At 58.3% G+C, this 22257-nt stretch carries 17 protein-coding genes; 6 read left to right on the forward strand and 11 right to left on the reverse strand.

The features are described 5' to 3' along the window. Positions 1-108 precede the first annotated feature (108 nt). Positions 109-2412, forward strand: coding sequence for a phosphoenolpyruvate--protein phosphotransferase (ptsP, locus tag ABD013_RS05735; protein ID WP_343803516.1), 2304 nt, complete (start codon positions 109-111; stop codon positions 2410-2412). 31 nt (positions 2413-2443) lie between these two features. On the opposite strand, the gene ABD013_RS05740 is transcribed toward ptsP, so the two are convergent. Then, complete coding sequence (locus tag ABD013_RS05740) at positions 2444-3352, reverse strand: ATP-grasp domain-containing protein (protein ID WP_343803520.1); 909 nt, start codon at positions 3350-3352, stop codon at positions 2444-2446. 329 nt (positions 3353-3681) lie between these two features. Between ABD013_RS05740 and ABD013_RS05745 the strand changes: the two genes are divergently transcribed. From ABD013_RS05745 to ABD013_RS05755, 3 genes are read left to right on the forward strand one after another with little or no spacing between them, the layout of a single operon-like run. Then, positions 3682-4716, forward strand: coding sequence for a glutathione synthetase (locus tag ABD013_RS05745; RefSeq protein ID WP_343803522.1), 1035 nt, complete (start codon positions 3682-3684; stop codon positions 4714-4716). Next, on the forward strand, positions 4700-6682 hold the full coding sequence (locus ABD013_RS05750; RefSeq protein ID WP_343803525.1) for a flavohemoglobin expression-modulating QEGLA motif protein: 1983 nt from the start codon (positions 4700-4702) through the stop codon (positions 6680-6682). Before ABD013_RS05745 ends, ABD013_RS05750 begins: the two co-directional genes overlap by 17 nt. Before the next feature lie 20 nt (positions 6683-6702). Continuing rightward, a complete protein-coding gene (locus tag ABD013_RS05755) occupies positions 6703-7230 on the forward strand; it encodes a mechanosensitive ion channel domain-containing protein (protein ID WP_343803527.1) in 528 nt (175 codons plus the stop codon). On the opposite strand, the gene ABD013_RS05760 is transcribed toward ABD013_RS05755, so the two are convergent. Together ABD013_RS05760 and ABD013_RS05765 are read right to left on the reverse strand one after the other, a co-directional pair. Continuing rightward, positions 7227-8066: a class II glutamine amidotransferase gene (locus tag ABD013_RS05760; RefSeq protein WP_343803530.1), complete on the reverse strand. Its 840-nt coding sequence runs from the start codon at positions 8064-8066 to the stop codon at positions 7227-7229. The genes ABD013_RS05755 and ABD013_RS05760 overlap by 4 nt on opposite strands. A 3-nt stretch (positions 8067-8069) precedes the next feature. Next, entirely contained in the window at positions 8070-9260 is a 1191-nt protein-coding gene (locus ABD013_RS05765; RefSeq protein ID WP_343803533.1) for an MFS transporter, read from the reverse strand. A gap of 224 nt (positions 9261-9484) precedes the next feature. On the opposite strand from ABD013_RS05765, the gene ABD013_RS05770 reads away from it, so the two are divergent. Further along, positions 9485-10288, forward strand: coding sequence for a response regulator (locus ABD013_RS05770; protein WP_343803536.1), 804 nt, complete (start codon positions 9485-9487; stop codon positions 10286-10288). Positions 10289-10309: 21 nt separating this feature from the next. On the opposite strand, the gene ABD013_RS05775 is transcribed toward ABD013_RS05770, so the two are convergent. From ABD013_RS05775 to ABD013_RS05800, 6 genes are all read right to left on the reverse strand, one after another. Continuing rightward, positions 10310-12109 (reverse strand): methyl-accepting chemotaxis protein, encoded by a 1800-nt coding sequence (locus ABD013_RS05775; RefSeq protein ID WP_343803539.1) that lies wholly within the window; start codon positions 12107-12109, stop codon positions 10310-10312. A 115-nt stretch (positions 12110-12224) separates the two neighbouring features. After that, entirely contained in the window at positions 12225-12911 is a 687-nt protein-coding gene (locus tag ABD013_RS05780; RefSeq protein WP_343803542.1) for a M48 family metallopeptidase, read from the reverse strand. Positions 12912-12913: 2 nt separating this feature from the next. Further along, the gene (locus ABD013_RS05785; protein WP_343803545.1) at positions 12914-14890 is read right to left on the reverse strand and encodes a transglutaminase TgpA family protein; all 1977 of its coding nucleotides are present in this window, start codon (positions 14888-14890) and stop codon (positions 12914-12916) included. Next, entirely contained in the window at positions 14887-15870 is a 984-nt protein-coding gene (locus tag ABD013_RS05790) for a DUF58 domain-containing protein (RefSeq protein WP_343803548.1), read from the reverse strand. Before ABD013_RS05790 ends, ABD013_RS05785 begins: the two co-directional genes overlap by 4 nt. Then, a complete protein-coding gene (locus ABD013_RS05795; RefSeq protein WP_343803551.1) occupies positions 15854-16789 on the reverse strand; it encodes an AAA family ATPase in 936 nt (311 codons plus the stop codon). Before ABD013_RS05795 ends, ABD013_RS05790 begins: the two co-directional genes overlap by 17 nt. 41 nt (positions 16790-16830) lie before the next feature. Further along, positions 16831-17796: an NAD(P)/FAD-dependent oxidoreductase gene (locus ABD013_RS05800; protein ID WP_343803554.1), complete on the reverse strand. Its 966-nt coding sequence runs from the start codon at positions 17794-17796 to the stop codon at positions 16831-16833. Positions 17797-18026: 230 nt separating this feature from the next. Here ABD013_RS05800 and ABD013_RS05805 point away from each other — a divergent pair, with 230 nt between their 5' ends. Next, a complete protein-coding gene (locus tag ABD013_RS05805; protein ID WP_343803557.1) occupies positions 18027-18509 on the forward strand; it encodes an FKBP-type peptidyl-prolyl cis-trans isomerase in 483 nt (160 codons plus the stop codon). A 133-nt stretch (positions 18510-18642) separates the two neighbouring features. Here the strand turns inward: ABD013_RS05805 and ABD013_RS05810 are convergent, their stop codons facing one another. Continuing rightward, the gene (locus ABD013_RS05810) at positions 18643-19854 is read right to left on the reverse strand and encodes an ammonium transporter (protein ID WP_343803560.1); all 1212 of its coding nucleotides are present in this window, start codon (positions 19852-19854) and stop codon (positions 18643-18645) included. 219 nt (positions 19855-20073) lie between these two features. Then, complete coding sequence (rlmKL, locus tag ABD013_RS05815; RefSeq protein WP_343803563.1) at positions 20074-22215, reverse strand: bifunctional 23S rRNA (guanine(2069)-N(7))-methyltransferase RlmK/23S rRNA (guanine(2445)-N(2))-methyltransferase RlmL; 2142 nt, start codon at positions 22213-22215, stop codon at positions 20074-20076. Between the last annotated feature and the right edge of the window lie 42 nt (positions 22216-22257).

The following is a 22257-nucleotide window of genomic DNA, read 5'->3' on the forward strand; positions in this document are numbered from 1 at the left end:
ACAGACCAGGATCAGCTGAAATCCAATTACTGCGGCGCAAGCATTGCTCTGCTGCGGCCAGTGTGCCAGCATCAAATATCGTACCCCGCCAGATTCGGAACCACGGTGATGCAACAACCTTCTCTCAGCGCCCTGACCTCGATTGTTGAACAGATTGCCCGCACCGGCGACCCCAGAACCGTGATGAGCAATATCGTCCAGCGCCTGAGAGACCTGATGAAGGTTGATGTGTGCAGCCTTTATCTTTGCACGCCTGATTTTCAGCACCTGATTCTGGCCGCTACCGAAGGGCTTTCACCGCAGTCAGTAGGCAAGGCGAAACTTAAGCTGGATGAGGGCCTGGTGGGCCATATTGCCGCCTCGCTCAGCACGCTGAACCTGGGCGACGCCCCCGCTGATGACCGCTTTGTATTCATCCCCGAAACCCACGAAATGCCCTATCACCGTTTTCTTGGCGTACCCCTGCTGCATCTGCGCAAGCTGATCGGTGTACTGGTCATTCAGGGGCGTGAGCGTGAGCCCTTTCCACAGGAAGCCGAAGCCTTCCTGATCACGGTGGCATCCCAGTTGGCTGGTACGTTGTCCCAGCTGCAGAGCAAGGGCGGCTGGTATGAAAAACGCACGGCTCGCGGCAGCTACCGCCGCTTCCCGGGACTTAAGGGTGCGCCAGGACTGGGTATGGGCAAGCTCTGGCTGGTACGCCCACACCTGTCACTCGAACAGGTACGCGCTGCCTGTACCTCCGCACCGGACGCCGAGAAAAAAGCCATCTCGGAAGCCATTGCAGCGGTCAGCGACGAGCTTGAATCCGGCTCCGGTCATTTGGGGCAGCACCTGCCCGGTGACCTCCACGCCCTGTTCAGTGTCTACCAGATGATGCTGCAGAGCCCTGAGCTGAGTCAGCAGATACAGACCCACATTGATGCCGGCGACAATGCTCCCTGGGCATTGAAGCAGACCATTACGGACATGGCTGAACAGTTCCGTCAGGCCGATGACCCCTACCTCAAAGCGCGTGCCGAAGATATCTGTAACATCGGCCAGCGCATCCTCAACCAGTTGCTGTCACGTGAACGGCCATCGATGGAGACACCGGACGAAGCGCTGATCCTGGCCGGCGAGCTGATCAGCATTGCCGACCTGGCCGAATACCCGCTGCACCAGATCCACGGCATTATCTGCACCCAGGGATCTACGCTGTCGCATACGGCGATCCTGGCCAATGCTTTGGGGATCCCGGCGGTCATGGGCGTCGAGCAGTTCGAGCCGGAACATCACAAGGGAGCAACCCTGATCGCCGATGGCCATCGTGCCGAGTGCGTGCTCAATCCGCCAGCCGCGCTGCTGGCGGAATACCGACGCATGATCGATGATGAACAGCGTTTCATGCAGGGGCTGGAGCGGCTTCGTGACCAGCCAGCCGTCACCACAGATGGCTTCACCGTCAGCCTGCTGACCAACACAGGCCTGCTCGCCGATGCGACCCCCGGACTGCAGCGCGGCGCAGAAGGAGTCGGGCTGTACCGCTCCGAAATCCCGTTCATGATCCACGACAGCTTTCCGACCGAACAGGAGCAGTACAAGCTGTACCGCAAGGTACTGCAGGCGTACGCCCCCCGACCGGTCAACATGCGCACCCTCGATATTGGCGGTGACAAGCAGCTGCCCTACTTCGATATCAGCGAGACCAATCCCTACCTGGGTTGGCGCGGCATCCGATTCAGCCTGGACAACGCCCAACTGCTGATCAGCCAGATCCGTGCCATGCTCCGTGCGGACATGGATAACGGCAACCTCCGCCTGTTGGTCCCCATGATCAGTCGAGTCGACGAAATCCAGAGTTTTCGGCGTTATGTGGAAAAAGCGGTTGAAGCACTGAATCGTGAAGGCCAGGCTGTACGCATGCCAAAGATCGGCATGATGATCGAGGTGCCCTCGGCGATGCTGTTGCTGCCCCGTCTGGCGCCCTATATCGATTTTGTCTCCATCGGTTCGAACGACCTGACCCAGTACCTGCTGGCTGTCGATCGTAACAACCCGCGGGTGTCCAGCCTGTTCGACCACCTGCACCCGGCTGTCCTGGTGGCGCTGGAACAGATCCAGCAACAGTGTGACACACTGGGGTTACCGGTTTCACTCTGCGGCGAGATGGCATCGGACCCGGCAGCGGTGCTGCTGCTGATTGCCATGGGCTACAACTGCCTGAGCCTGAGCGCCTACAATATCCCGCGCGTGAAACTGCTGATCCGCTCGCTCAGCCGCCAGGCACTCATGTCCCTGCTTGAGCAGACGCGACAGTGCAGCAGTGAAGCAGAAGTAAGAGCCCTGCTGGCCCCTGTGCTGGAGCAGGTTGGCTGGGGTAAGGACAAGCGTCCCCACCTGCCCGAAGAGGATGCGAACGGCGCTCAATGAGTGCCGTTCGGGTTAGCGTATTCGGCAGACGTTACTGGAAATTACCCAGCCTGATGCGCAGGAAGTGGTAGATCTCATTGACCACATCCACGTCACAACAGCTTTCGACCCCTTCGAACCCCGGTGAGGAGTTGGCTTCACACACCTTGTAGTGGTCGCCGGCAAACAACAGATCCACCCCGGCAATCTCAAGCCCCAGCACCCGTGCCGTTTCGATCGCCAGCCACTCAACCTCCGGCGTCATCGGGAATTCATGCACTGATGCGCCGCGTGAGAAGTTGGCCTTGAAGCTACCCTCTTCCGCCACCCGCTCCATACAGGCCACTGCACGACCGCCGATCACAATAACGCGCAGGTCACGACCACGGCTGTCGGCAATGAACTCCTGCAGAATGATGTTGGCCTTGGGGTTGGTGACCTCAACCATCTGCATCAGGTCTTCAAAATGACTCAGCGTTTCGCATAGAAACACACCGCTGCCCTGAGAGCCGGACAGGGTTTTCACCACTACCGGGAAGCCGATCTGCTTCTTGACCAGCTCCGGATTGACCGGAAACTTGACCAGCATCGTCTTGGGTACCGGCAGCCCGTTCTGCGCCAGAATCTGATGACTGTAGAGCTTGTCCTTGACCGTATCGATACTTTCAGCCGAATTGAAGCTGTGTACGCCCAGGCGCTCAAGGTGACGAATTACCGCCAATGCAAAGTAATTGGTCCCGGCCCCCATGCGTGGCAGGAAAAAGTCCGGCAACGGCGTTGGCTCACCATCGATCATCACGCTGGTGCGATCGTCCCGCGTCACCGTCAGGTCGAAGGCCTCCGGCGTATACACCTTGATATCGATACCGTGTGCGCTGGCCTGACTGACCAGCCGCTCTATCTCGTAGGTTTCCTGTTTGACCAGCGTATGATCGGACTTGTAAAGGATCCAGCCCAGCATCGGTTTTGCCACTCCTGAATGAAAGATGGCGCGATATTAAGCGCCACAGCGTCCCGGCACCAGTCCCAATATCAATACTTTGGTTCAGCCACATCGGTGTCATGAGATTCGCGCACTAAACTGCCCAACATAGATGAAAAAAAATAACCTATAGCCGACACAAAAATGCTTGCCCAACACGGGGTTATGGCGTCCAATGCGCGCACTTGCCACAGGTCGCTCAGCCCTGAGCCCTGGCACTATTTCCCTGTTTACTTACCGAACGCTGACAGCCATTGCCAGGGGCCATTTTGCTGCCCCCATACTCATCTGTCTGCAGGAGAAAAATGATGAAAATCTGCTTTCTGATGTACCCCTGGGAACAGGTCAAACCGGACACCGACACCACGCTGCGCATGGTGCATGAAGCGGCCCTGCGCGGCCATACCGTGGCGATCACCTCGCCCGCCAACCTGACCATTCGCGACAATATCAGCAGTGCCTTCTGTAATGTGCTGCGCAAGGGCAAGGTATCGGAGAACATCCCGGCATTTTATCGCCATGCCGAGTTTCGGCGCAGCCGTTTGCCGCTGGCCGGCTTCGACGCCATTATCGTGCGTCTGAACCCGCCGCTGGACACCATCGTGCTGAACTTCCTCGATTCCATTCATGGGGACGTTTTCATCATGAACGGCCTGGACGGCCTGCGCATCGGTAACAACAAGCTGTACACCGCGGCCTTCAACGGCCCGGCATCCAAATACATGCCGGTGACCCATGTTTCCAAGAACAAGGATTACCTGGAAAAAGCACTGGAAGAAAACCCGGGCGAACGGATGATTCTTAAACCGTTGAACGGCTTCGGTGGCAAAGGTGTGATCGTGATCGAAAAAAGCGCACGCCAGAGCTTCCGCTCCCTGCTGGACTTCTATATCGGTAGCGGCAGCAACAGCAACTATGTCATCCTGCAGGAATACATCGACGGTGCCGAGAACGGCGACGTCCGCATTCTGATGCTCAACGGCGAGCCGATCGGCGCCATGCGCCGTATTCCGGCCGAGAACGACGTGCGCTCCAACGTTCACGCCGGCGGCCGAGTGGTCAAACACACCCTGACCAAGGCCGAGCGCGAACTCTGCCGCAGTATCGGCCCCAAGCTGGTCCGTGACGGCCTTTACTTCACCGGCCTGGACGTCATCAACGACAAGCTGATCGAAGTGAACGTGATGGCTCCGGGCGGTATCGTGCGTATCAATAAACTGAACCGCGTCCGCTTGCAGCGCCAGGTAATCGACTTTGTCGAAAACGTAATTGAAGCCCGTAACCTGGTTGAACAGCGCAAGAGCGCATTCCGCAAGGTGATTGAAGATGCAGACGCTGTCTGAAGCCGCCATCCTGGCGCTGATCGAAAACCGGCAGCCGGTCCATGCCCGGCTGCGCAGTGGTGGCCTGTGTATCCGCATTGACGAGTACGTACCCTTGGTGTGTACCGTACTTCACTCGGGTACCGAGCTGAAAGCCGATGTGGAGCAGCGCCTGCTGCTCACAGCTGAACAGCGACGCCAGTTCGAATCCGCCGGTACCGCCGAGCTCGCCGACCTGCTGCCGATCACTCTGATCGCAGAAGAGTCGCGACTGGCCTGCGATCTGAATTTCTCGCTGGCCCAGTGCATGCGCAAGCGTCTGGACGGTCGCAGCCTCTGGCAGCGGCCACCCACCAAGGCGATGCAGCAGTATGCCCACCGCCGACACCGCCGCTTCTATCATCTGCTCGACGCCCTGCTCGATGTGCTGGAAGAGGACCACGGCCAGTGCCTGCTGATCGACCTGCACAGCCAGCCGCGTAACGCCGACAGCGACAGTGGCGTGTTCCATGTCATCGACAGCCAGGTCCGCATGCCTGAAGGTGAAGTGGTGATCGACTGCCTGAAGCAGCAGCTGCAGGCAATTGAGCTGCCGCATCAGGAAGTCAGCACTTCCAGTGGTGAGTCGAACTACCAGGGGGACTACCTCAGCGCTCACGTCAATACACGCCATGAGCAGACGTTGACCGTCCCCCTGCAGATCGATCCTATCTTTCGAGATACCAGTGGCAATCTCTACCCGCTGGTGGTCAATGCCCTGCGTAACGGCTTGCACTGCAGCCTCTATGAAGCCGCTGCGACCCTGGCACGCCAGGGTTCCAACCTCAAGCTCAGTGGCCATGATCTGATGCCCAGCGAACTGCCGGGCGAGGTACTGCGCGTAGACCGCGCTCTGAAAAAGCTGGCCAAGGGACTGGAAACGCTGCTGTATATCAACCCGATCAACATCGCACGTGAAGAGCGCCAGTTCATGCGTAGCAAGGGCCGTTACCAGCCGCAGTTCCGCTACCGCCAGCTTCGCATCGATCCCTATGTGCATCGGGAAAAGCTCTATCGCCTGCCCGTTGACCGCATCCGTGACCCGGCGTTACGCCAGTTGTATCGTGAAGTGATCGACGCCTTGGCTGAACGTATCGACCTGCTGGTCAGCATCGGCAGTGATCGTTTCCTGTACAACTCACTGCGCTATTACGGTGAGCCAACCAGCGAAGATCTGGCCAATGCCCGCTTCCTGCTGCATGCGATGGAGCGCCCCGAGGAAAGTAACGGTCAACGCTACTCGGCTGAAGAGATGATTCCCTTCTTCGAACAAAAGGCGCAGGCCTGGGGGCTGGAGTGCAAGGTAGAGCTGTCCGACCGCCTGTTGGCTCAGGCGATGGTCAACAATGGACGCAAGGCTCTGATGGTACGTCGCAGTGCGACTGCCAGCGAGTCCGAACTCCATGCCCTGGCACACCATGAGTTGGGCGTGCATATGGTGACCTCGCTGAATGCCGCCGCACAGCCACTGAAAGTCTTTACCCTGGGTCTGCCCGGCAATACTCACGCTCAGGAGGGACTGGCCATTCTGAGCGAGTATCTCTGCGGCCACCTGACCCTGAAACGGCTCAAAACGCTGGCCCTCCGGGTCATTGCCGTTGATCAGATGTTGCGCTACAACGATTTCTGCCGCACCTGGCGCACTCTGGTCGAAGATTACCAGTGCCAGGAGGAAGAAGCGTTCAAGATCACGGCACGGGTGCATCGCGGTGGCGGCTTCACCAAGGACCACCTCTACCTGAGCGGCTTCAGCCAGGCACTGAAACTCTGGCGCGAAGGTGATATCAACGGACTGTACGTGGGTAAAACCGGCTTTGCCTACCTGCCGCTGATCAACGAGCTGCTGGCCCGGGGATTGGTTGAGGCACCAGCCTACTTGCCGGACAGCCTGGTGAACCCGCAAACCTGCAGCCCGGAGATCACCTATCTGGTGAACTGCATTCGTTGAATTGAGACAGGAGTCCGATCATGTGGGAGACACAACTGACGTTAACGGCGGTCGCCATTGGCGTACTCTTCGCCGCCCGTTGGATCAGCAGCCGAGTACTGGATCGAATCGGTCTTCAGAAGCAGGTGGCGAACCGCCGCCTGCTGATGGTAAAGCGTTTTTTCGGCCTGCTTCAGCTGATCGTCACGGTGATGCTGATCTGTATTATCTGGGGTGTGGATTATGCCGAACTGATGATCCTGTTCTCATCGGCTTTTGCCGTGATCGGCGTGGCCTTGTTCGCCCAGTGGTCGATCCTGAGCAATATCACCGGCAGCATCATCATCTTCTTCGCCTTTCCCTACCGTATTGGTGACCGCATCAAGGTACTGGACAAGGACGACGACATCACCGGCATGATTACCGAAATCAGCCTGTTTCACTTGCACATACAGTGCGACAATGGTGAAACCATTCACTACCCGAACAACCTGATTCTGCAAAAAGCGGTGCGTCGGTTGTCAGCCAGCGAAGCAGCGCCTGCCACTACTCAGGATGAAGTCAGTTAATCCTCCAGCGCTTCCAACGCTTCGTGCCACAATGTCAGGCGGGGGCAGCTCTCCAGCAGCACCCCGTTTCTGAACATCAGCACCTCCCCTTCGGGCAACGGCTGCCAGAGGCGTTCATCCAGGGGAACACTGGCCAGCATGGCGGTCGTAACCTCCTCCCGCTGCTCCAGATCGAGACCGTCGATATCACCACTTCCACTGGCTTCACATTGCAACAGGTACAGGCCGGGGGCCGACATTTCACCGTTGGCCTGACGCCGCCGGTCACTGTGCGCAAACAGCAGCTCTCCGTCGGAATACAGAAAGTTGGCCGGCCCCAACTGACGCAGGCGGGCGGCGAAGTCTGCCACTACCGCCAGGCGCACGTCCGCTTCCGGACGCCCGTCGTTCCACACCGCCGCCATGCGAGCCATCAGGACGCAAAAAGCGCGCTCCGAATCCGTCTCACCCACGGGACTGAACTGACCGCTCGGAAAGCGCTTGGGGTTATGGATGTAACGGTTCAAGTCACCATTGTGGGCGAACAGGTGTGTCACGCCCCCGGTTTCCCGCTGGAACGGCTGGGTATTGCGCAGCGCAACCTCCCCCTGAGTTGCATGCCGAATATGGCCCATAAACAGCTGTGATGGACGATGACGTTGGGTCAACCACTGAGCTGTTTCGCTATCAGCACAGGCCGCCGCCTCGCGGATCAGCTGAACGTCACCCTGCTCGTACCAGGCAAAACCCCAGCCATCGCCGTGTACCCCATCCAGGCCTCCATGCCGGGCAAATCGAGACAGGGACAGGGACAGATGAACCGGTTCAGCCGTGGTAATTGCCAGAAGTTCGCACATGCGTCAGCTTACCTTCAAAGGCTGGATACCGGCTTCAGCTTCACGCCTCACCGGCTCCAGCAGGAACAAAGCCAGTAGCGTAAAACCGACGACCGGTATCATCAACACGTTCATCGCCGCCCAGCCCAGGCTGGATTCCAGCCAGCCGGCGGCCAGAGCCGAACAGGTGACCATCCCAAACACCAGAAACTCGTTCGCCGCCTGGGTCTTGGCCTTTTCTGCCGGCTCATAGGCCTTGGTCAGGAAGGCGGTAGCGCAGATGAACATCCAGTTCCAGCCTACCCCCAACAGGACAAGCGCAGCCCAGAAATGCCATTCGCTTTGACCATGCAGGTTGATGGCGATGCAGGCCAACATTAACAATCCACCGGTCTTCATCAAGGGTACTTCACCAAAGCGGCGGATCAGATTAGCCGTAAAGAAAGACGGCAGATACATGCCCAGCACATGCCACTCGATTACATTTGCGGCACTGGAAAAGGCATAGCCGCACCGGTGCATCGCCAATGGCGTCGCCGTCATCAATAGGTTCATGACCGCATAACTGGCCATCGCGACCAGTACCGCCATAAGGAAACGCGGCTGCAATAAGATCACCCGCAGCGGGCGGGTCTGCCCCTGAGTCGCCGTAGGCATCGGCGGAATACGAATGCGCTGCAGCAGCCCCAGCGCCAGCAGATACAGCCCGGCCAAAGCGGCAAATGCGCCGCTGAAATCGACACCCCATTCCAGTGTACGACTGTATATCGCCAGATTGGGTCCCACTATGGCGGCAATGATCCCCCCGAGCATGACCATGGATATGGCGCGACTTTCATGACCTGGTGTGCATACTTCAACGGCCGCAAAGCGGTACAACATACCAAACCCTATGCCCACCCCAAGCAGCGCCGTGCCAAGACAAAACAACTCGAAAGCGGCGATCTGCAGCGCCCACAGGCAGGTCAAGGCGCCGCTCAACCCGATCATATTGCCGAGTATAAAGCCGTTTCGCCGACCGGTTCGCTGCATGATCAACGATGCCGGGATTGTCGCCAGCATCAGGCCAACAAACTGGAAGGCGACCGGCAGGGTAATCAACGCCTCAGACGGAGCCAATTGCTGCCCGATCAGGGCATTAACCGACACCAACAGCACGTTACCGGTATTGAGTAGCGCCTGGCACAGCGCCAGCAACCAGACATCTCTATTCATATAACTATCCCATATAACAAGAGCACCTATTTAAAGAGCTCCGCCCAGGGGATGCAAGTACAACCAGAGTTACAGGCTTTGAAACCAGCGCTTTAGCGTTCATTTGGGGGAGATTTAGCGTGGATAATTTGAGACACTGATGCTCTGTTTTTGTATATTGCACGATACGGGGCATGACCTGATGTCCTGCAAAGATCTGCCGCCCGAACTGGATGAAACAGAATATGACTCTCGATGAACTGTTGGTACTGGTGATTGAGCCGTCCAAACTGCAACGCACGATCATTACCGACTACCTGCGTGAAGTCGGCCTCAGGGATATCGAGGCATTCGAGGAGGCTGCGCCAGCGCTTGAACGCATGCAGCAGGTGGTGCCCGATATCGTGGTGTCATCAATGCACCTGCCCGACATGACCGGCACTGACCTGGTCACCCGGATGCGTCAAAGCCCTGAATTGATGGACGTCACCTTCCTGCTGATTTCGTCCGAGACCCACTATCGCTATCTGGAGCCGATTCGCCAGGCGGGTGCCATTGCCATTCTGCCCAAGCCATTCTGCAAGGAAGAGCTGGCTACAGCATTGCGCAACACCATGCACTACATTCGGGATCTTCAGGAGCATGATCCGGATGACCATTCTGAACTGGAGTTCATGCAGGTCCTGATCGTCGATGACAGCCAGATGTCACGCAAATATGTCCGTAAGGGACTCAATGCGATCGGAATCGAGCAGGTTATTGAAGCCAAGGACGGTGCCGAAGCACTGCAGATCATGAAGCAGCGCCGTTTTGACTTGGTGATTTCGGATTACAACATGCCGAACATCGACGGTCTGGAGCTTGTTGAGCACATCCGTCATTACAGCGACCAGCCCACAGTCCCGGTGATGATGATCACCTCCGAGCAAAACCAGAGCCGTCTTGCGGCCATTCAGAGCGCAGAAGTTTCCGCCATCTGCAACAAGCCTCTCAACTATGACACCCTGAAACAGATGGTACGTCAGTTCACCACGGGCACCGACCAGTAAGTCGGCGCCCCGTTTTTTCCTTCAGCTCACATCCTTGAGCAGGTGTTCCGGGTCGAAGCCCATGATCAGTGCACCCCAGTGCTTGCCATTGATGTAGATCGGGATCGACAGATCATTCAACACTTCACCAGTATCCCGAATAAAGGTTTGCAGCAGGAAGGGTGAGGTATGGGAAGCACGTCGCTTCTCCGCCCGGTTACCGGCAAAGATGCGGCGGTTGCGGCTCTGCAGGTTGTCCACCTGAGGGTCGCCGGTCAACGGCTTGGACACCTTGGCATGATGCGCCGGCGCATAGCCGTTGCGGTCAACCGCGATGGCATAGGTAAACTCGGGACGCTCGGCAATGAAACTATCGAACATCGGCTGCAGCAGCCGCTCGAAGCGGTCGGTATAGCTGCAGTCGAATTTCTCCGGCTGCTGACCTTCATTGGTACGTCGGTAGTTCTGATCAAACAGGTTGACCCCTTCCGCTTGCAGTTGCTCCAGTGCAGACACAGTTTGCTGGTTCCACTGCTTGCCGGTTTGAATCATGCGCTCGAAACCGCCATAGCCGATGACGAAACGGGACAGCAGCTCCTGCGTCTCCTCGGTCGAGATCTCGAGCTCTTCGGAATAGTTCTGCGACTGGGCCATCTCGTCACGAATCTCGGTCGACAGCTCGGTGATCGCCTGCACATGACCGTGAGACTCGCGATTGGTGTGTGATAACTCATCGATCGCCGCACTGATTCCGGTCAGCTGGGCATTGACCTCCTCGAAATCCGACACCATGCGGGCAAACTGCTCATGGGTACTGGTGATGAACCGGTCGGTATTTTCCACGTACTCCAGGATATTGTGAGCACTGGAGCGGGTATCTTCCACCAGAGCCGACATTTCACCGATGTTCTTATCGATCTCCTGAGTAGCGCTACTCACTTTCTGCGACAGGCCGCGAACCTCGTCAGCAACGACGGCAAAGCCTCGTCCCGCTTCCCCCGCTCGTGCCGCTTCAATGGATGCGTTCAGGGCCAGCAGGTTGGTCTGGTCGGAAAAGTCCTTCACCATCGACAGAATCTTGGTGATGTTGCCGGAGTTCTCACTGAGCTTGTCCACTGTCTGCTGGAAGCCCAGTGCCAGTTCACAGACAGCGCTGACCTGTTCATGCACGCGCTGCAGTTCATCACGGGAGGCATGCACCTCCTGCATATTGCCATTGTTCTGCTCACTGATGGTCAGGGTGCTGCCGGCGATCTCATCGATCGCCTGGGTGGACTCCTGACTGGACTGGAACACCAGCTGGGCCTGCTCCTCCTGGGTATGGGCCGAACCGTGAGCCTGCTTCACCACCTTCTGCAGCCGGGTCGCGCAGAGTGCCACGCTGACCGAGCGGCGCTGGCTCTCGGCAATCATCTTCTTCAGGCTGCCGGAAAACTCGTTGTACGCTGCGGCCATCTCGGAGATTTCATCATGGGTATATTCCGGTAAAGTACCGGAGATATCACCGTCCTTGTCCTTGATCGCCCTCAGCACCTCCGTGATTTCACGAATCGGGCGCAGGAACAGGTGGCGCATGAAAAAGATGGTGAAGATACCAGCCACCAGCGCCACGCTGATCGTGCTGCCGGTGGTCCACAGCAGGGCCGACAGGCTGCCCTCGATCGCTTGCTGCTGTTCCGGGCTCAATGCCAGATCAGCAACCACCTGGCGGATTTCGGCAGCGAAGTAACTGCCCAGCAGGATCAGGATCAGGTGGGGTGACAACAGGAAAAGTACGTTACCGACTATTTTCTTGGTCAGGGTGTTGAATGCCGCTTTTTCGATCGCTCTATAAAGACTCATCGTTGTCCCGCTAATTATCGTTATTCCGGTTTCTGGCCATTCCAATTGACCCACTGAACAGGTGTCTTATTTCTGCCACAGGACCAGACGATTCGCTATCCTCCTAAGGTATCGTTCACCATTTCAACCAAGGGGTATAACGCTGCATTTCGGCATGCAAACGCGGATGCGCCGGGCAATGCCAGCGTAACAGGGCATGAAATTCACGCCCATGGTTCATATGGCGCAGATGACAGAGTTCATGCAGGATCACATAATCCTGCAATGCCGGCGTCAGCTGCAGCAAACGCCAGTTCAGGCCCACCTCACCCTTGCTTGAACATTGTCCCCAACGGCCCCGCCAGCTGCCGATGGCAACGGCTGAAGGCATCAAGCCCGTCTCGCCGGCCAACTCATGTATACGGGTCTTAAGTCGCATTTCGCTCTGCTGCATAAACCAGCGCTTCAATTGATCCCTGACCGCATCCACTTCGACACGCCTAATCCGGTGAGACAGCGTCACCAGAAAGCGGCTGCAATCCTGGCCTACCTCACTGGCGCCTCCCCGCTGCCAGTCAAGTCTCAGCATCTCGCCTTGCCAGGGCACCGCACCGCCCTGCTCCAAACGAATCCCCAGGGTATCAATCGCGTGCAACTGGCGCTGCTGGTGCTCTCTGATCCAGCCGGCCCGACTGCGTATAAACGCCTCAATTGTCGCCGAGCTGGCCCGTACAGGCGCACGCACGACAACCTGACCATCGCGGACCTGGATTGCAAGTGTCTTGCGTCGTGCACTGCGCAGTAACTGGTATTTTGGCGTCATTATCATCTCCGGCGCGGCAGCAATCGCAGCAGTTGGCGACATAACTGCAGCATCTCTCTGCGCTGCCCAGACTTGGGCTGTGCCGAATAGCGTTGACGGTCGTCGAGAAACGCCAGCCTGAGCATCAGGGCCCGCTGTTCGGGCCAGTGCTCAGCAATACGCTGCAGCCACATCGACAACGACTCTGCCGGGAAACGCTCCGCTTCTAGCGCGGCCAGGCGCTGCTCCAACTGCATCAGGAGGCGCTGCAGAGGATCCTTCGGCCGGCTCCCCCGAGGCCTGATCAGCCACCAAAACGACAGACCAAAGACGAGTGCGGTTGGCAGCAGCCAGGCCAGCGCCTTGCGCCACTGCTCGCCACCACCCAGCCAGTCATGCAGCAGATTTGCCTGTTGTCCCTGATAGTTCAGCACCCAGCGATGCCAGCCATAATTGAAGGCATCATAGCGCTGACGCAGATTACGCAGCCAGCCGGTATTCAAGCCAAGGCCGACACCGGAAAAGCGACTCTCGTTAGCACGAAAAAAATCCTGCGCCGAGGAGCGGATTCGTTCAGGAGCCACCGCCGCCGTAGGATCCAGCCGCTGCCAGCCATGCCCTGGCAGCCAGTATTCAACCCAGGCATGAGCATCGTACTGACGCACCTGAAGGTAGCCCTCGTAAGGATTCCATTCCCCCCCCTGATAGCCGGTCACGACACGGGCAGGGATACCGGCGCTGCGCAGCACAAATGTCGTGGCACTGGCAAAGTGCTCGCAATACCCCTGTTGAGTCTCAAACAGGAACTGATCGACACTGTCACGCCCCAGGTAACCGGGCTCAAGCGTATAGATGAATGTACGATTGAATCGCTCCAGCAACAGGCTGATCACCCTACTGGCCTCTCCTCCGCCTTCGACCAGCAGCTGACGTGCCAAGGTGCGGCTTTTCGGGTTGCCTCCCAGTGGCAACTGCAGATAGCGCTGCTTTTCCTGCGATGTCAGCAGAGGTTGCAGCTGATATTCGGCTACAGATTCCACACGGTACTGCCGCCGACGTTCCAGCGGTTGATCCGCCCTCAGGGTGCGGACCGGCGTCATCCGCACGCCCCGGCCGGCCGATACCGGCTGATCCAGCGCCACCAGCCAGGGGCGACGACTGGCCTCCATGATCACATCATAATTCTGCGCAACTGATAGTGGCGTCAGCTTTTCGGGTCGCAACTGCCGGCGAATCTGCATAGCGGGTCGCGTCCAGCGACGCCCGTCAAACTCGCTCAACACCAGTGAACGCCAGTAACGCTGTTCCGGTGGCGGCACGTCTCCAGCGAAGGTAGCTCTGAACGCCAATTCACTCGATTGCGCCAGCTTGCTCACATCACCCGGTGACAGCTCATCGGAAAGACCGGTCGTGCCCTGGCCCGAGTCAATCGTGACCGACCAGAAGGGCTCCAGTCGGGGAAACAGGAAAAAAAGCACCAGCATGAAAGGAATCGCCGGCAGCAGCAGACGCAGGGCCGTTTTCAGGTTGTCGCGGTAGCGGTTGGCGTGGCTTGACTGCTGAATGCTGTTCAGTGCCGCCAGCGCGAGGCCGACCACCAAAAGAACATAGGCCGCCATCCAAACCGACTCGTTGAACAGAAAGGCGGTTGCCGCCACAAACAGGGTCACGAACAGCACAACCAGGGCATCACGACGGTGATAGATCTCAAGCAGTTTCAGCGCCAGACCAACCACCAGCAGGGCGACCATGGTTTCAGGGCCTGCCTGGTGATTGAAACTCAAAATCAGCCCCACAGAGCACGCGAGGACCAACATCGCTTTGACCAACCAATGCGGGAAAGACCAGCGACCACTATGGATCATCAGTCGCGCCCCAATGGTGACGACCACCAGCGCTGGCACCCATAATGGCAACCACTGCAGATGCGGCAGAACGACCAGCAACACCGCCAGCAGCTGCCAGACGACTGCCGTACGACTGATCATCCCGCCTTTCATCGGCGCTCCTCCAGACCATACAATGCCAGGGCTGACAGTGCCCGGGTACGCTGGGCCTCACCATTGGCCGGTGTCAGCACGAAACTGCCCAGGCGCAAGCCAAAGCGCATCTCTCTGGCCGACAGCGCCAGAACCCAGGCCGTTAGTCGCGACAACCTTCGCTCGAGCGCCTCTCCCCCCAGCGCATCAAGATCGAGCCATAGATCGGGATCCTGATGACCGGCAAAATGCTTGGCATGAAGCCCCCGCCCACGGGCATAACTTTTCCAGTCCACCTGACGGGGCGACATACCCGGCTGAAACCGTTCCAGGCCTGCAAAATCATCATCCCCCCGGCGACTGCTCATACGATCATGTCCCTGACCTGAGCGATCTTCCAGCGCACCCGGCAACGGCGTCTCCAGAGGTTCAGGGTAGATCAGGTTTTTCATTTCCAGATTGAGCCAGGACCAGGCCCGGAACAAGCCCAAGGGATAATGGGTTTCCAGTTTCAACCCTCCCGGAAACAACCAGCCGCGCTGTTTTGCGGGACAATAGAGACGTACCGTCTGGCGCTCGTGTAACAGATCGACCACCTGCAACTGATCCGAATGTTCCAGCCTGAGGCTCAATTGCTCAAATGGCCGCGATGCATGCCGCTGTAACTCCAGCTCGAATCCCGCCTGGGTGCCTGCAAAGCAGGGCTCGGATGGCAGCACCCGCACTTCGATACCCGCCAGATTGGCATAGGTATGGAACATCGCCGACAGAAACACACCCAGTAGCAGGAAAGTCAGCGCATAGATCAGGTTGTTTTCGTAGTTGATCGCCATCACCAGCATCAACAGCAGTAGCAACAACCAGGCACTGCCGGCCCGGGTCGGCAGGATGAAGATACGGTTCTGGGTCAGCGTGTGCGAGCGCGCAGGTTGCTGTCTCGCCAGTGTCCAGCGCCTGACGCTAGCCTTCAGGGCCAAACGAAGCTCAGTGACCAATGACATCGACCTCGGCCAACAGCTGCGCCACCAGACGCTCGCTCTCGTGACCTGCCAAATCACTGGCAGAGCGGATACGATGCCCCACCACGGCAGCCAAAACGGCCTGCACATCCTCGGGCACCACATGATCCCGTCCGGCCAGCCAGGCCCAGCAGCGGGCACAGCGCAGCAGTGCCAAACCTCCACGTGGCGACACTCCGTAACTGAACCCTTCGGCTTCTCGCGTATACTGCAACAACCGCTGCACATAACCGATCAGACTGGCGGAAGCATGCACCTGGCCACACGCCAGCTGAACCTGTGCCAACTGTTCCGGCGTCAGGCACTGTTCCAACTGCTGGGCCTTCTCGCGCGTACCACCTCCGGCCAGCAACTGACGCTCCACTTCCGCCGCCGGATAGCCCAGCGTGACTCGCATCAGAAACCGGTCCAGCTGGGACTCCGGCAGCGGGAAGGTACCAAACTGGCTGGACGGATTCTGGGTCGCGATCACGAAAAAGGGCTCTGGCAGCGGATAACGCTCACCCTCAACGCTGACCTGCCCCTCCTCCATCGCCTCCAGCAGCGCCGACTGGGTCTTGGGGGTGGCGCGGTTAATCTCATCCGCCAGCAGCAACTGGGTAAATACGGGACCCGGGTGAAACCGAAAACGACTCTCCCCCGGCTCGAAAATCGAGACACCAATAATGTCCGCAGGCAGCATGTCGCTGGTGAACTGAATCCTCTTGTCGCCCAGCCCCAGTACCCGTGCCAACGCATGAGCCAGGGTGGTCTTGCCCATCCCCGGCAGATCTTCGATCAACAAATGCCCTTCTGCCAGCAAACAGGCCATCGCCAGACGAACCTGTTGCTCCTTGCCCAGTAGTACACTCGACAAAGATGCCAGTGCCTGCTCTACATGCGTCCTGAGTTTGTCCGTCACAACCACGCTCCCTCAAAATGTGGCCGCTAGTCTACCAGCGCTCACTGATCGGCCTCCAGTGCCCGGGTCAATAGATCTGCGCTCTGCATTGCTGCTGATAGCCCCTGGCCACAGACCCAATCGCCACAGACCCCGAGCCTGCCTGTTCCGCAAAGCGGGGGCGAACCGGAAGACGTGGCAACATCCGCATAGAGCCATCGGTGTATTCGATGCCGGGCAACTTGCACAGGCTCCTCCACCAGGTCGACAAAGGCATCGAGCAGCTGTTGTGCAACGTATTCGGGATTAGCATCTACATGCCGATCGGACCAGTCAGCCCTCGCCCGCAACTGCCAGACCTCACCACTGCGCCCAGGCTTGCCGCTGTCGCGACACACGCGGGACAGCACCGAGTGTTCACCTTCCAGCAGATCAACGGCCTGCAGCACACGTGGCCGCTGAGACAAAGCCAAAAGCAACACCCATGCAGACGACATACGTACTGCAGCCGCAGCAGACTGCAAGTCGGGCGCACCTGCCAGCAACGGAACCGCCTGAGGTGCCGGCACCGCAATGATGACTCGATTGTAAGGCCCCCAGTACCTGCCTGACTCATCCTGCAACCACCAACAGTCCTGTTCAGCCGGCTTCAATTCAGTAATTCGGGTTTGGCCATGCAGTGGTATACCGTCCAGCAGCTGCCGGGTAAGTGCGCTGGCACGAGGCGCCGACACCCAGGCATCAGCCCGGGTTCGGGACTGCAATTGCAGGTCTGCCCGTGTATGTGACCATAGCTGCAACGGCAGCGATTCAACTCTCATCAGCCGCATGGCTGTACTCTCGTCGAACACGTCTGCCCCCAGGTCTGCCGACACGTCTCCGAGTCTGGAGGCCGCCAACCGCCCCCCCGTCCCCCGACTCTTGTCAAAGACTTCCAGCCTTGCGCCCTTATCAGCCAAATTCCTTGCGACCATGCACCCTGCCACCCCGGCACCTATAACCGCAATGCGCTCTCCTGACAGCATCATTTTCTCCGATTAAAGGTATCTGCTACGACTTTTTTGAGTGCAGGGATCACTCATCAACCGGTTTCGGGTTGCGCCTGTGGAACACGACCGTTAGCATGTGCCTCAAACCAACCGGGAGCCCTGCCAAGCTGCCCTGTTACCGGCTCAAGGAGCCCTGTGTCATCATTGGCAGGGACCGGCCAGCGGTAGCCTGAGCATCGACGCATCTCCAAGCAACCAGGAGACCCCTGATGCAGATCGCCGATAAATCCGTCGTATCCATTCACTACACTCTGACCAACGCCGAAGGCAACGTGCTGGACAGCTCCAACGGTCAGGATCCCCTGGCGTACCTGCACGGCGCCAGCAACATCATCCCCGGTCTGGAAAATGCACTGGTCGGCAAGGCCGTTGGCGACAGCCTGAAGGTCACCGTTGAGCCTGAAGAAGGTTACGGCCCGGTACGTGACGAACTGGTACAGGACGTTGATCGCAGCGCCTTCAGCGGCATCGACGATATCCAGATCGGCATGCAGTTCATGGCTCAGACTCCCTGGGGCGAGCAGCCGGTAACAGTCGTCAAGGTTGAAGGTGACAACATCACTCTGGACGGCAACCACCCGCTGGCAGGCCAGACGCTGACATTTGATGTTGAAGTTGTCGAAGTGCGTGAAGCGACTGAAGAAGAAGTTGAGCATGGCCATGCTCACGGCGCCGGTGGTCATCACCACTAAGCCGCGTCAACGGCAGCCGGCACAACCGGCCCGCCACTGACCTGAAAAAAATCCGGCCCTGTTTCCAGGCGCCGGATTTTTTGTATCTGTACAAGACAGGCAAACCCCGATCTCAATCGAGGTCTGCACAGTGTCATCGGTCGTCGGAAGTGGACTCGATACGATGGATGCTCAGGTCCGCACCATTGTACTCCTGCTCCGCATCCAGGCGCAGGCCGACAAGGGTCTTGATCAGGCCGTAAACGATCAAGCCGCCCACCAGCGCAATGACCACGCCCAGCAGCGTACCCAGCAGCTGTGACATCAGACTGACGCCACCGAGGCCACCCAGTGCTTCGCTGCCGAAAATACCGGCGGCTATACCACCCCAGACACCGCAAAGGCCATGCAGCGGCCAGACACCCAGAACATCATCGATTTTCCAACGGTTCTGCACCAGGGTGAAGGTCCAGACAAAGAGCACACCCGCGACGCCGCCCACCAGCAGTGAACCAAAGGGGTGCATCACATCGGAACCGGCACAGACAGCCACCAGACCAGCCAGCGGACCGTTATGAATGAAGCCGGGGTCGTTACGACCGGCGATCAAGGCACTGATGATGCCACCGACCATCGCCATCAAACTGTTGACCGCTACCAGGCCGGAAATTCCATCCAGAGTCTGCGCGGACATGACGTTGAAGCCGAACCAGCCGATGCAGAGGATCCAGGCCCCCAGACCCAGGAAGGGGATATTGGACGGTGGGAAAGCGACCAGTCTGCCGCCCTTATAGCGACCGTTACGGATACCCAGCAGCACGACGGCTACCAGTGCCAACCAGCCACCGACACCGTGCACCACAACGGAACCGGCGAAGTCATGGAAGGGTGCACCAAACTGGTTCTCCAGCCAGGTCTGGATACCGTAGTTGCCGTTCCAGGCGATACCTTCAAACAGCGGATAGACCAGCCCAACCACAAGCGCGGAACCGGTCAGGAACGGCCAGAAACGGCCTCGTTCAGCGATCCCGCCGGAGATAATCGCCGGGATGGCGGCAGCAAAGGTCATCAGGAAGAAGAATTTGACCAACTCATAGCCATTGCCCTGCGACAACACATCAGCGCTGTCGTAGAAGGTAACGCCATAAGCCAACCAGTAGCCAACAATCATGTAGGCCAGTGCCGAGAATCCGAAATCACTCATGATCTTGGCCAGGGCGTTAACCTGATTCTTACGACGCACCGTGCCAACTTCAAGAAAGGCAAACCCTGCATGCATGGCGAACACCATGATCGCACCCAGCAGGATAAACATCGTATTCGCACTTTGCGACAGCTCGCTGATCGCACTGCTGATCGATTCCACTCTAGTCCCTCCGTAAAGGTTTCAGGTGCTCCAAAAAAGGGCGGCTGCACCAAAACACAGCACTTTCACCTTAGCACCTACTGCTCAAAATGACGGATCCCGCTTTGGTGCAGCCTGTTTATGGGGCTGCACCAGTCTTGGGCATTATTTGGGCAGTATAGAAAGCAGAATCCGTGCCAAATCCAAAACAGACTTGTGCACAAACAACAACAATCTGTTTTAACGGCGATGACGGATCTCGAAACAGCAATGGATTTTCGGGTTACGCTTGAAGTCAGGATCCAGTGTCTGGGCTGTGATCTCCTTGATATCGAACGCGTCGAGGCTGTCACGGTCGATGGCGAAACGGCGATAGTTATTGGAGAAGATCAGCAGGCCATCGGCCTTCAGCAGTTGCATCGCTCCCTGAATCAGTTTCACATGGTCACGCTGCACATCCAGTACATCTTGCATCCGCTTCGAGTTGGAGAAGGTCGGCGGATCCATGAAGATCAGGTCATAGCGCTCAGCATGCGGCTGATCCAGCCACTTGAAACAGTCCGACTGCACCAGCTTGTGGCGCGCCTTGGGCAGACCGTTCAGCTCCAGGTTGCGGCGCGCCCACTCCAGATAGGTGGCCGACATATCGACGCTGGTCGTGGTCGCCGCCCCACCAACACCGGCATGAACGCTGGCCGTCGCGGTATAGCAGAACAGGTTGAGTACATCCTTGTCTTTGGCCAGCTGCTGCAGCCGGTGGCGCACCGGACGGTGGTCGAGGAACAGGCCGGTATCCAGGTAATCGTGCAGGTTCACCTGCAGGCGGCAGCCATGTTCGACTATCTCCATGAAATTGCCGGTCTGGTCCTGGCGCTCATACTGCTGCTGCCCCTGCTGGCGCTTGCGCTGCTTGAGGACCACCCGCTCCGCCGGCAGTTCCAGTACCACCGGCACCGCCTGCATCACATCCTGTAGCCGGGAGAACGCCTTGACCGGGTCCACTTTCGCCGGTGGCGCATACTCCTGCACAACGGCATGACCGGGATAGATGTCGACCGCCACGGCATATTCCGGCATGTCTGCATCATAGACACGGTAACAACTGATCTGTTCACGCTTGACCCAGCGCGCCAGCTGTTTGAGGTTTTTTTTCAGCCGGTTGGCAAACATCTGTGCCTGTTCTGACAAGCCGGACGGCACCTCGTTCGCCTCAGCCGCCTGCTGACTCTCGTCACGCTCATGCACCTTGAACAGCAGCAGCTTGCTGTCCAGCGCACCGTTGAACATGCGGTACTGCTTGTCTGCACGCAGTTTCATCACCTTGCAGAGCTCGGGGTTGGCGGTAAACACACCTGCCTGCCAGCCAGCAAAGTGGCTGCGCAACTTGTCACCGAGGGTACGATAGAGAAACATCAGTGATGAGGTTTCACCCAGACGCTCGCCATAAGGCGGGTTAGTGATGAGCAAACCAGGCTGACTGTCCGACAGGGCTGTCAGCTGCTCCAGCGGACGCCGCTCAAGGCGGAGATAATCGGCCACCCCTGCCCGTTTGGCATTGTCACGGGCACGCGCCAGCACACTGTCATCGGCATCGAAGCCATAAAAGGAGGCGGACAGGCCTTGCAGCCCCTGCTCACGACGTAGCTCGGCATCTTCGCGCAGCCCTGCCCACAGACGTCCGTCATGGCCCAGCCAGCGGCTGAAACCGAAACGCTGGCGGTACAACCCCGGGGCGATGTCTGCCGCCATCAGTGCCGCTTCAATCAGCAAGGTACCCGAGCCGCACATGGGGTCCAGCAACGGCGTAGTCCGATCAGAAAAAGGCCACCCGGCCCTTGCCAGCACCGCCGCAGCCAGGTTTTCCTTCATCGGCGCCGCACCGGCCTTGAGGCGATAACCGCGTCGGTGCAGACTCTCCCCGGACAGGTCCAGCGCGACTACCGCCTTGCCGCGGTTGAGGTGCACATTGATACGAAGATCCGGCTGGTTGCGATCCACTGTGGGACGCTGGCCGGTAGCAGTTCGAATCTGATCCACCACCGCATCCTTGACCTTGAGTGCACCGAAATGGGTGTTGTTGATTGCCCGCGAACGACCATTGAAATCCACCGTCAAGGTACCTGATGGGCGCAGATGTGCCAGCCAGTCCACCTGCTGTACAAGTGCATACAGCGCATCGGCTTCCTCAACCTCTCCCTCTGCCAGCGGCATCAGCACCCGGTTGCCCAGGCGAGACCAGAGGCAGATCCGATACGCCAGCTCCAGCTCACCTTCGGTGTAGACCCCGGCAACGGTCTGACGTGTATTCTGGCCGCCCAGGCTTGAGATCTCATCCTGAAGCAGGTTCTCCAGTCCCTTGGGGCAGGTAATAAACAATTTCATGAGGCAGGAAGACTCCGATACTGATGCACCACGCCAGGCAGC

It is taken from the genome of Marinobacterium maritimum (assembly GCF_039523155.1).
Classification (GTDB): Bacteria; Pseudomonadota; Gammaproteobacteria; order Pseudomonadales; family Balneatricaceae; genus Marinobacterium; species Marinobacterium maritimum.